The sequence below is a fragment of the Acidithrix ferrooxidans genome, assembly GCF_000949295.1.
GTDB lineage: Bacteria > Actinomycetota > Acidimicrobiia > Acidimicrobiales > Acidimicrobiaceae > Acidithrix > Acidithrix ferrooxidans.
On record NZ_JXYS01000156.1, the window covers coordinates 1 to 10,487 of the forward strand.

Below are 10,487 nucleotides of genomic sequence, written 5' to 3' on the forward strand. Positions count from 1 at the left end.
CAGGTTGTGCAGTTGCACCGTGCCAGGTTGTGCAGTTGCACCGTGCCAGGTTGTGCAGTTGCACCGTGCCAGGTTGTGCAGTTGCACCGTGCCAGGTTATGTAGTTACACAAATTACTAACCAGACCAGAGCTAATTAGACCAGAGCCAACCAAACGGCATTAGCGTTCATGTATCTAGATGGAACATGATTCCATCTAGAACCTCCTTTGAGATCCTTGATGACTAGTTCGATCTGGGCATGTGCTCGGTGATCAGCCTCAAGAAAGAGCGTTTCGCCTTGTCGATCGGTAATAAATGCGTGATAGTCATAGTCTCTAAATAGTGCCAGCTGAGACCCTGGAGTAGGCTTTGTTCTTCCTACGATAAGACGAACGTCTTGTCTATCTCTTGCAAATGCGCGATATTTCCCTGTATTTCCCTGTATTCAACTTCTGCTACATCAGCTCCACCTTCAAGCCAGTAGGGAATTGAAGTCCATGTTTCTTCTGGTATGGCTGCAATAACCTGCTTCAATCGTTTTGACATCCGTGTTGTAATGCAAATGCGAACATTGCCTTGGCTGGCTGTGTCTCTAACGGCTCTTGAGAAGAACCCAGAGTCAAAACGCATGGTTATTTCACCAGTTGCTCCAGCGGCTCTGGCATTGTTGATTACCTGAGTTACAAACTCCCCGGCACCACGAGCGGTATTGGCGTTGCCTTCACGAGTCACTATTCCAAGAATGTCACCTGTTTTACCAACAGCTACTAGGTGTGGGTGATACCCCCTTAGGTTGGTATAACCAAAGTAAGCTCCTTCTTTTTTGTTTCCATATACCTGACATATTGTGGAATCAACATCAATGGTGAGTGACTCATCACCTGGACCTGCTCCAGCTAGCCAGGCTCGTTTTAGCAACAAAGCTGCAACTCGTTCAACATCTGCGATGTCACTGGTCTCAAAACTACGCAAGAAGACACCAAGAGTGGATGGTGCTGGCATTATCTGACCAAGGATAACTTGTGCATTTGGGCTTTCAAGGATTGCAGTGTCATCAATGCAATCACCACCGGCCAAAATGGAGGCCACGATAGCCATGGCTTTTCTGCCAACATTTGCTCGTCCAGGACGATCCTCTAGGTCAATGTGTAAATCAAAGAGATCCCTAAGGCCAAGTCTCTCAGCAAGGGTGATAGGGAGTATTAACCCACTGTTGGAAACTGCGTTCGAATCGTCAAAGGTGACTATCAAACACTCTAAAGCACTAGCAGATGCTCGCATCTAAAAGGTGCTCCTTAAACTGATAGATTTGAATTGTCTTCAAACATCATTCTACCAGTTCAAAGCACCTTTTTAATGCCAAAATCAAAGTCGATCGGCTAAATTTTCGGTGGATCCAGGTTTAGTAGTAAGGAAGTCGGTTGATGTCACCTGGATTCGCAACCTCGACAGGTGCGTGGGACGAGGAGGCACCGGATGTCTTCATCCTGGGTGCGGGGATTTCCTTAGCCGTTGATTTATCATTCCCTGACACTGATACATTGGGAACTAGAGCACTTGACAAAATTAGTCAAGCAAACCGTTTGGGTATTGACCTTTCTATTCGGCCGGAGCAGGTGAACCTCCCCGCCCTTACGGACGGGGCTTCTGGCTCCGTCTGTTTGGTTGGGGTTTCCTAACATCGCTTCCATCACGCCACCTGACTATTCCGATTCTTTGCCAGCACTCCAGTGGTCGTCTGCGGACTTTTACGCTCACTTACTTACTTCCCGGTCTTATCGGCGTATTTGTGCTTTTGGCTTCAGATCAATTGGGTCTTCCAAGTCAGCTTTCCCACCTTTTAGCTGTGGCGGTGATTATCTGCATTGCTGGATTTGCAGCCCGCAGTCAGATGCTTGCTCTATTTGCAGGACTAAGTTTCTTCGTCGGAATCGCACTCTCTAGATGCTCTAGTGAGTTCTTTAGCCGACTCAATATCTGGATACCTCCAGACTCGATCAGTGATATGGCTGCCGGACTAGTTCTCGTTGCTGGAGCGGCACTTCTTTACAAGCGAAGAAGACCGCCGCTTGTTGCAGCTAGTTGTCTAGGTGAGCCAGAAGAAACCAAATACCGCCAGCCAAATTGCCTCGATCAACCTAAAGGTGAATGACCAATGTCAGACTCAACAACTCCAAAATCAGTAATCAACTTATCCGATGCAGTACATCAGCGAAGTCGCCTCGCCATCCTTGCGGTTCTTTATGAACTATCAAGGGCAGACTTTCGCCTCCTTCATCAGTCAACAGGACTGACAGATGGGAATCTCAGCAGACATATCCAGGTGCTTGAGAATGCCGGTCTGGTAATTGTAGAGAAGGGCTATTCCGGGCGCAAACCGCAGACCATGGTGGAAATAAGCCCAGAAGGCATCCGAGCATTAGAGGCCGAAGTGGAGGTTCTGAAAGACTTGATCTCCGGAGTCAGCAAACAAGCAACCAAACCGATCAAGAAAAAGAAGAAAAGCCTCCAACGCTCCATCTAAACAACTGATCCATAGACCCTGCTTCGTCCAATTGAAGGTTAATCTGAGATAATAGGTGAGCTCTTTCTGAAGTGAGACGGGACCCCATACAGTTAGAACCGTCGCCGGAATATCAAATCCACGGGTAAGACTAATTTAGCTAAAACATACAAAACGACTTAGCAAGGAAGGTATTGATGCGAAGAGAGCCAGGGACTGCACTATTGCTCAGCTTTGGACTGATAATCGCAGCATGCGGTAGCACTTCGGCAGCGTCCCCGAATCCATCTACCTCTACCACTGCCGTCATAAAGCATGAAAGCACCCTTCAAATATCGGCCAACAAGTCTTCGTCGATCGTGGCTGGGAAGAACGTTCCACAGCAGGTAAATGATGCTTTCTATCTCTCTAAATCGATTGTTTACGTGTCACAGCAGAATGGTTCGGGTCCCACCTCATCTATTTTGCTGAGCAAAAATGGAGGTACCAGCTGGAAAGACCTTTCATCTGTACCAGGTACAGTTTCTTCAATCGATTTCGTCACTAATAAAATCGGCTATCTCGTTTCACGTCCGGTCAATGGAGGAGCGAATAACTATATTTACTCAACCACAAATGGTGGCAACTCCTGGAATCAGATATTTGCCGGTTCGATTTCAACAATAAAGTTTCTATCTCCAACTACCGGATTCGCCATGCTTCGCACTCCCAGTTCTAGCTCCCAGCCATACTCAGCTGGAATCTACAAGACCGTAAATGGTGGCATAAGTTGGTCACTCATTCCATCCCCGCTCTATTCCGCAGCTACATACGGATCGTTTAGTTTTAGTTCACCTAGTGATGGATGGCTACTGGTTGGAATCCAACCCTCAGCAGGCTCAGAGAATAAGTATCTGTACAAAACGACAGATGGGGGATCAAGCTGGAGCCTGGCGGCTCAATCTAAATTCTCTAGTAGTCAGACCCTAGTTACTAGCGGAGTGATGCCTGCCACTGGCTATGTGACGCAGCTTCAATTCATCTCACCCCAACTGGGCTTTATGGCACTTGCACGCTCCGGCATGTATGCCACCGACAATGGTGGGCTGACTTGGAACCTTATGAGCAAAACTCCAATGAGTGCTCACTCTCTACGCAATGTGGTGGGCTTTTCCGCCTGGAGCCGAACAGACTTTTCGTTTGTAACAGCAAATTCCAATTTCTGGCAGACCAATTCTTCAGGACGGATGACACTTGTCTATCCTCCCTATAGCGCGCAAAGCATCTTCGAAGGTGCAACCGGATTGTACGCGCTATCGCCTAGTCAGGGGATTTCAACAATAGGTAACACCAGCTCAGTGCAGAGACTTGGCAATGCTCCTACCGGAATTACGGAAATTGACCCCCTTAGAAAAAAGCTTTTGGCACTTGGAACTAGTGGCCTCTATCAGAGTACCAGTGGCACGAACTGGAGACGGATTCCACTTCCCAAGGGATGGTCTTTGCTTCAAGGGAAGTTTGTCAATTCCAGTTTGGGCTTTGTCGTTGCCAACAATAATGGTCCGGCCGGTTCAGCGGCAATTGACCGGACAACTAATGCGGGCACTAGCTGGAATAAAGTGAGTACTCCTTTTAGACCACTGGTTGTCGATCCAATTTCTAAAAACGATCTGTGGGTATTGGGAGGAACCAAGGTTCCTGCTACCAATAATCCGACAAAGAACGTCTACCAAATGGAGTGGAACCTCTATAACTCAACCAACGGAGGAAAATCTTGGAATGAATTTGTCACAAATTGGCAAACCATTGGTGGGGTTGATTTCCTGAGCACTCAAGACGGTTACGTATGGGCCGGTAATTATCTCTATCACACTTCTAATGGCGGACATTCATTTGTTCGCTACACCCTGCCGTCCACTTTGGCAAACCAGGGCATATTATCGATGGCATTTGCGCCGGGCCAGAACGGCTGGGCTCTAGGTAATTCCCAATATCCGATATATCGAACTTCCAACAGTGGGGGGCTTGGGGACTTATCCTATGACATTTGAACCAATTGCAGACCGAACTTTGCAGTCTCACCGGGGATTCAATGGGATTGTAACGAGTGCTTAGAGAGTGGGGGAAATGGGGCTATTCTGCGATGAGATGAAAAGGGCCTGTTGCGGTGCCAGTGAATAGAAAAATATGGCCATTGAAACTTTATTTTCTGCTGCTATTAGTTCCAGGTGTTATGGTTTCTGACTGTGGAAATACGGCTGCCTCCAGTAAAGCAGGATTACCCAGCAGAAGTGCGGTTTCAAATACTTTATATGTCCAAAAGGTTGCCTTGGGAAACCTTTCAATATCACCCATTCAAAAAGGTAATGCAAACGCAAAGTCGAATATATCCTGGAGCGAGTCAGAGTCAATATTTAAAGCAGCTTCGGCTGTCCAGGGTAGCCATCAGATTGCCATCTTGGGATATGGGTTAGCGACGATCCGCTCTATGACACTGCCTCATGGGTTACCTGCAATTGCTGGTACGCCCGCTTGGATAGGTATTGCCTGGGGAGGTACAACTGGCTGTCCAGCTCAGAGCGTTTCCTCTCAGAAAGCAAGCCCAAATACGGAAATAGACCAGATATATACTGCAGTGATTATTAATGGTAATTCAAAGAGCAATTCGGTGGTTTATAAGAATCAAGGTCCGCTTCCCTGCGCAGGCAAGGTTGTAGGGCCAACTATTGAGCCCCTTAGCGTGGTGGAGTCAGTTAATTGGCAGGAACTGAGCGGCTCTACTAGTCGAAAGCTTTCCATTAGGTATGACTCAAGCTCCTGTGAGAAGCTGTTTTCGGCCGCTGCTAATGGCAATATGAAGACTGGAAACTTTCAAGTTTCGATAGAGGTCGCCAAGCCAATAAACGTTTCAGGTTGTATTGCTGATCAGAAAACGACTGAAGTTAGATTATTTCCCGCGGGCCAACGTGGAATAGGTGACTTTCCTTCTAGTACACAGGTATCTCATGCTCCGGTTGGACTAATAAGCGTGTTGCGAGTCTCCAAGGTCTATGGAAGTTGACCCACATGGCGTTCAATTGTTGTAATGCCAGTGAACCTAATATGTCGAATTTTTTACGGAATGAAGTCGAGCCTCTCTGGCAGTGACACATGGAATGGTTCGGTAAATATTATGGGGAAAACATTCTAAAAGGGGCTTCTCGCAAAAGCGTAGCAAAGTGAAACTCTTGCTATTTCGGTTGACATCTTGAAGCAACCTATTTGATGAAAATGCTCAGTATTTTCTGAAGGGCTATCGATGAAACGACACCTCTAATTTTTATGCGTTTTAGAACTGCAAAGGTGTGGTCACATTAGAGTCTTTGAATTTCTCCCCTATTCCAGCCCCAATGCCACCTTCACAAAGGCAATTTCGCATCAACTTCTGATAATCCTGCATACATGTTCAAAAGAGATATTCACAAAGCAGTCAACACCAATAAAGAATTTGCCGAGGCGCTCATACTTGCGCGACCGGCCTACATCTCAGAAATTGAACAAGGCGCAGCAATTGCCGAACCAGCTTTTGAAGCCGCCGCCACTGCATATACCGATCAAGCTCTAACCACATGTGCCATTGCCCAGCTCAGATTCAACCTACGCTGTTAGATGCCCCTAAAAGTTGTAACCTTTTCGAAAATGTTACGGACGCTAATCCGTCACGGTTCGTAAATCTATGAGAACTGCAACCGTCACACCCGCCATATGTAATTTCTCTCATTCATTGGAGGATTCAGTGTGTACAATGTGTATACTTGTATTCATGAGTCAGCCTATAACAGCTCGCCTAGACGAAGATGTTGTCCAAGCCATCGACAATGCCGTGGCTTGTGGGGTCGCTCCTAACCGAGGTGCGATAATATCTCGAGCTGTACGGGAATGGCTGAGCCATCACTCTGAAGAGGCAATAAAGGATTCGTACCGGAAGCGCTACGAGGCTATAGACCCTGACGAGCAGGAACTGATCGCAAAGTTGGGGATAAGTTCGGCAACGATAGCGATTGAAAGCAATAAGTGATCTTCAGAGGGGAAATCTGGGATGCCGAAATACCCGGAGTGGGTAGGCACCCAGTTGTTATTGCAACTAGAGATACCGCAGTTCCTCTCCTTACCAACCTAGTTTGCGTGCTGGTGACCTCGAAATACCGAGGCCATGTCGCTGAAGTTGAGGTTGGTCGCGAAGAAGGACTTTCTCACACATCAGCGATAAACTGCGACAATATCTTCACATTACCAAAGACCATGCTGACAAGAAGACGTGGATGCCTCGGACCTGTGGCTTTAGAAGCCTTCAACTCTGCTCTAGAGATTGCGCTGGGTTTAGGCAACTAGCCCTAGATTTCCGCACCGGATTTCGTAGGCGACCCGATACCCGCTTTCGTGCCATGAGAGTTGAGCACGATAAACCAACACCTACCAGCGCAATAATGTTTAGGGAATCGGCGAACAATAGGACTCAGCTGAAGGCGGTTTTCGTCCAGTGCAGTCCGCCATCATTGGTCCTCCATATGGAGTGGGGGCCACTGATCCATCTACCGACCAGTGAAGTCTCGACTCCCAGCCAAGCCGGAATACCCATTTGAGTGATCTGCTGCGTATCGGTGGCTGCGGTAGTCCAATTTTGGCCTACGTCAGTCGAAACCAGGAGTCGGGCCGTGAAAGTTCCACTGCCCCCGGTTGAACCAGTGGAGACGACAATGACAGAGGGACTTACCATAGCAATCTGGGTCAGATCCTGCGTCTTCGGCAGAATTCCGGCAATATTCCAGGATTGGCCGTCATTGGCAGAGCTGACTACGAAAGTGGCGAACCCGCTATGTGGACTGCATAGGCCGGCAAAGTGGCCTTGCGGTGCTGCGGCCAGATCAATCAGGTCCTCCTCTTGCCCTTTGCCGCTAGGGCCAAGACCAGAACATGGATCGTTCATAGGCTGCCATGAAACACCGTTGTCGGTTGAGCGGTAGACAACAGCCTGCGCCAATACCGGTCCCGCGGAGCTGCCATATAGGGCAACGAGTATGGCTGAACCAGAGCTGACGATCTGCGCTGTGGCGCTGCGGTCCGGGCTGGTGAGCTGGCTTATCAGTGTCTTCCAAGAGGTGGAACCAGGCTCTGACTCTTGCAAGGTTGGCGCGCACGGACCTGGACACCCCGTCTGGCTGTAAGCGATTCGGTACGCCCTGCCACTCGATACCTTCAACGTCTCCACATTCAGGCCGTGCTGCACTTGCCAGGTATGACCTCCATCGGTGGTCATTAATAGTCCAGGCCCAAACAGGTACCCGATTTTTGAACTCGCGAAACGTACATGGCTTACGCAGACTGCTTTGGGAAAAATTGACTGGACCGCCCTGGACCAGGGCAGGTGGATCCGGTAGCGGCTGCCAATGCGCCCCACCGTCGGTGGTGTGCTCGAGGCGGACGCACAAACCTGTGACACATGGCTGGGAGGCCATCGCCCAACCCTCGGTTCTACTTATCCAGCTCAAGTCCTGTAGAGATGCACCATTGAGGCCCTGCGTCCCCGTGGTTGAGAATGACAACGGAGACGTAGCCATCGGTGGTGGGCTAGGAGGAACTCCTGCGCCCTCCTTGATCACCATGCCAACCAAGACGCACTGATCCTGACACGTCGATTTCGACTGTGCGCCACCCACCGACGGTTGCGCGATGAATAGCCCCGATGCACCTCCACTGCTTGCGGTATACAGGTAGATAAAGCCACTACACGTATTCGAGTTGGTGGCCGATGCTGCACTTGCGCACTGGTAGACCATGACAGTGGCATCATGGGGGAACCCGGATATGCCTACCTGCAGCTGCTGACCGCCGACAAGACCGGTGTCCGGAGAGACACTCAGACTGAGCCCAGAAGACGCAGTTCTGCTGATCGTGGTCGCCACAGACTCACCAGCAGGCGTATTCCCACTGGTGGTGCCACAACTGGCGGCCAGCAGTGCCTAGCCGACAGCGAGGAGTCTCATCCGGTGGGTACCAGACAGACGATACCCCAAAATCAGAATCTGCAATTTTTCCACCTGCCAGCTCCACTTTTGGAAATATGTGACGCCCTGAACTTTCCACAACTTTGAATGAAACGGGCCATGGCCAAAATCATATATCTAATACACTGTGCTCTTCCATTACGTCTTCGAATGCTACGTACAATTAGTATTCATCGTGGAACTGAGGTATCTCCTGGGCTAGGTCGCTTCAGCATCCTGTGTCGACATTTGTCTTAGGACATTTTGGATAAGCACCTCATTCTGGCCCCTCGATCGAAAAAGATAGCTAAGGGTCGCATTCCACACATTTGCCGTCGAATCGAGGATGGACCTTGAGATAACAAGAGGATCATTCCAAAGCTGAGAACCCAATCCCAATCACAGGTGATCAGTGATTGCCAAAATGCACTCTGAGATATTTCTATTACATATTAAGATCCTATGACTACAACAAGTCCTAATGGACTGTGGATTTGTGGACCAAGAATATTACAGGTAGTCAAATTTGTAACTTTCGCCTACCGAGTTGAAATCGGCGACTCTTGGTCAACAAGACCCACAGCCCGTAGCTACTACTAAATCAACAAAAAGTTCTTCCTTTCCTAATCATCAAGATGCTGCCGTAGCATTAGCCCCACGTCCTAGAACCAACAATCCAATTAATTCGAAGACCAATACTTATGGATCATGACCGTTTGGGCCAAAGACTATAACTATGAAGCCATAGAGCCTCGAGTTGATCCATGGATATACGACAACCAGTGCCTTGCCTAAGTCCTAACGCCTAAATGGATAAGTTTTCCAAGCAATCCAATTCAACCAGTCAAGATTTAACCCAGTGGCAAATGTCAGTTATCGCAGTGGACTTTGACCCAAGAGAATTCAAAAATCTACAACCAGCGATATCTCAATCTGCTCAAACGCACTACCATGAATGGGTGGGGTGGGTCAAAAATAGGTTGCTGGCAACAGTCGTCGGCAAACCTCGAGACGATCATGTCGCTCCGTGCATGCTTGTATCTCCACTGTCGGACCCAGCGGTCGAAGACATAATGATGGTACACGTTAGCGAGCAGTGGTGAAACCGATGCCCCTTGTGCTGATCCTTCGGTCGTCTTTGTGCACTTCGCATCCTCGATGACTCCTGCGGCCAACCATTTGTCGATCAGTCGCAGGATTCTTTTATCCGCAATGCGATGCTCGAGAAACTTCCTCAACCACGTCCGATCCAACTTGGAGAAGAAGTCGCTGATATCAGCGTCGAGTATCCAGTTCACCTTTTTCTCTAAGATCCCGACCGCCAGCGCATCAAGCGCATCGTGGGGGCTACGTCATGGTCGGAACCCGTAGGAGAATCCGAGAAAGTCTTCTAGTATATAGCGTTCAATACCTCCACCACCCAACGTTGGATGATCTTGTCCTCCAGCGTTGCGATACCGAGTGGGCGTTGTCGTCCATCTGGTTTTGGTATGTATACCCTACGAGAAGGGCTTGCCCGTTAGGCACCGTTGTGGACCCTTTGAAGAAGATCCTCGAGGTTCTCCCTCAGATTCTCTTCGTAGGAGTGCCATGTCACGTTATCGATTTCATGGCGCAGCCTTCGGGTTAATCGCTAAATAGGCGGCCTTCAGGCGGTCTGAGTCGATGTGGTGCAATAAGTGCTGTGAACTTTGCTTGCTTGTCCTTTCTTGCTACTTCGCGCACACGATCCAGCCCGTTTGACACACCTTGTCCGCAAGTGGGTCCGGTTCTGAGTCCGGGGCGTGTTAGGTCGGTCGTGTTCCCCTTGGCCAACCCCCTTTCCTCCACTACCTCCTTTCCTCCACTCCGCTACCGGTCCCCCGGTTTTGTTCGACAGCTTCGTAGGTAATATGGGGTTGTCTGACTTCCCGCGCTCGTTCATCTCAGGCGTACGACCTTAGCCTTTCCTGAGCGGCCCACTGGGTCTGTCTCTTATACACATCTGNCGCNGCCNACGAG

12 protein-coding genes are annotated in these 10,487 nt (G+C 49.2%); 9 read left to right on the plus strand and 3 right to left on the minus strand.

Features of this window, described 5'->3' with window-relative positions; all coding sequences use genetic code 11:
• Nucleotides 1–359: 359 nt before the first annotated feature.
• On the minus strand, nucleotides 360–1,262 hold the full coding sequence (locus AXFE_RS17860) for a transposase (protein WP_052607240.1): 903 nt from the start codon (nucleotides 1,260–1,262) through the stop codon (nucleotides 360–362).
• Between the two features lie 143 nt (nucleotides 1,263–1,405).
• Between AXFE_RS17860 and AXFE_RS17865 the strand changes: the two genes are divergently transcribed.
• From AXFE_RS17865 to AXFE_RS17900, 8 genes are all read left to right on the plus strand, one after another.
• Nucleotides 1,406–1,660, plus strand: a complete 255-nt coding sequence (locus AXFE_RS17865) for a hypothetical protein (RefSeq protein ID WP_052607241.1) — start codon at nucleotides 1,406–1,408, stop codon at nucleotides 1,658–1,660.
• 110 nt (nucleotides 1,661–1,770) lie between these two features.
• Nucleotides 1,771–2,133 (plus strand): hypothetical protein, encoded by a 363-nt coding sequence (locus AXFE_RS17870; protein ID WP_052607242.1) that lies wholly within the window; start codon nucleotides 1,771–1,773, stop codon nucleotides 2,131–2,133.
• 3 nt (nucleotides 2,134–2,136) lie between these two features.
• Nucleotides 2,137–2,505 carry a winged helix-turn-helix domain-containing protein gene (locus AXFE_RS17875; protein WP_082058896.1) on the plus strand — a complete coding sequence of 123 codons (369 nt, stop codon included), beginning with the start codon at nucleotides 2,137–2,139 and terminating at the stop codon, nucleotides 2,503–2,505.
• A gap of 176 nt (nucleotides 2,506–2,681) precedes the next feature.
• A complete protein-coding gene (locus AXFE_RS17880; protein ID WP_052607243.1) occupies nucleotides 2,682–4,514 on the plus strand; it encodes a WD40/YVTN/BNR-like repeat-containing protein in 1,833 nt (610 codons plus the stop codon).
• A 143-nt stretch (nucleotides 4,515–4,657) separates the two neighbouring features.
• Complete coding sequence (locus AXFE_RS17885) at nucleotides 4,658–5,524, plus strand: hypothetical protein (RefSeq protein WP_152626221.1); 867 nt, start codon at nucleotides 4,658–4,660, stop codon at nucleotides 5,522–5,524.
• A gap of 380 nt (nucleotides 5,525–5,904) precedes the next feature.
• Nucleotides 5,905–6,111 carry a hypothetical protein gene (locus AXFE_RS17890; RefSeq protein ID WP_052607245.1) on the plus strand — a complete coding sequence of 69 codons (207 nt, stop codon included), beginning with the start codon at nucleotides 5,905–5,907 and terminating at the stop codon, nucleotides 6,109–6,111.
• A 136-nt stretch (nucleotides 6,112–6,247) separates the two neighbouring features.
• Nucleotides 6,248–6,520 (plus strand): ribbon-helix-helix domain-containing protein, encoded by a 273-nt coding sequence (locus AXFE_RS17895; RefSeq protein ID WP_152626222.1) that lies wholly within the window; start codon nucleotides 6,248–6,250, stop codon nucleotides 6,518–6,520.
• Nucleotides 6,517–6,834 (plus strand): type II toxin-antitoxin system PemK/MazF family toxin, encoded by a 318-nt coding sequence (locus tag AXFE_RS17900; RefSeq protein ID WP_052607247.1) that lies wholly within the window; start codon nucleotides 6,517–6,519, stop codon nucleotides 6,832–6,834. The genes AXFE_RS17895 and AXFE_RS17900 overlap by 4 nt, the downstream gene beginning before the upstream one ends.
• A gap of 124 nt (nucleotides 6,835–6,958) precedes the next feature.
• Here the strand turns inward: AXFE_RS17900 and AXFE_RS17905 are convergent, their stop codons facing one another.
• Nucleotides 6,959–7,759 carry a WD40/YVTN/BNR-like repeat-containing protein gene (locus AXFE_RS17905; protein ID WP_152626223.1) on the minus strand — a complete coding sequence of 267 codons (801 nt, stop codon included), beginning with the start codon at nucleotides 7,757–7,759 and terminating at the stop codon, nucleotides 6,959–6,961.
• A gap of 532 nt (nucleotides 7,760–8,291) precedes the next feature.
• Here AXFE_RS17905 and AXFE_RS17910 point away from each other — a divergent pair.
• Nucleotides 8,292–8,594 carry a hypothetical protein gene (locus AXFE_RS17910; protein ID WP_052607249.1) on the plus strand — a complete coding sequence of 101 codons (303 nt, stop codon included), beginning with the start codon at nucleotides 8,292–8,294 and terminating at the stop codon, nucleotides 8,592–8,594.
• Between the two features lie 803 nt (nucleotides 8,595–9,397).
• On the opposite strand, the gene AXFE_RS20615 is transcribed toward AXFE_RS17910, so the two are convergent.
• Entirely contained in the window at nucleotides 9,398–9,784 is a 387-nt protein-coding gene (locus AXFE_RS20615) for a reverse transcriptase domain-containing protein (RefSeq protein ID WP_052607250.1), read from the minus strand.
• Between the last annotated feature and the right edge of the window lie 703 nt (nucleotides 9,785–10,487).

Bases quoted from the DNA above. Each gene is read 5' to 3' on its own strand.
- AXFE_RS17860 (WP_052607240.1), bottom strand. From the start codon at position 1,262: ATGCGAGCATCTGCTAGTGCTTTAGAGTGTTTGATAGTCACCTTTGAC.
- AXFE_RS17865 (WP_052607241.1), top strand. From the start codon at position 1,406: ATGTCACCTGGATTCGCAACCTCGACAGGTGCGTGGGACGAGGAGGCA.
- AXFE_RS17875 (WP_082058896.1), top strand. From the start codon at position 2,137: ATGTCAGACTCAACAACTCCAAAATCAGTAATCAACTTATCCGATGCA.
- AXFE_RS17880 (WP_052607243.1), top strand. From the start codon at position 2,682: ATGCGAAGAGAGCCAGGGACTGCACTATTGCTCAGCTTTGGACTGATA.
- AXFE_RS17890 (WP_052607245.1), top strand. From the start codon at position 5,905: ATGTTCAAAAGAGATATTCACAAAGCAGTCAACACCAATAAAGAATTT.
- AXFE_RS17895 (WP_152626222.1), top strand. From the start codon at position 6,248: ATGTGTATACTTGTATTCATGAGTCAGCCTATAACAGCTCGCCTAGAC.
- AXFE_RS17905 (WP_152626223.1), bottom strand. From the start codon at position 7,759: ATGACCACCGATGGAGGTCATACCTGGCAAGTGCAGCACGGCCTGAAT.
- AXFE_RS17910 (WP_052607249.1), top strand. From the start codon at position 8,292: ATGGGGGAACCCGGATATGCCTACCTGCAGCTGCTGACCGCCGACAAG.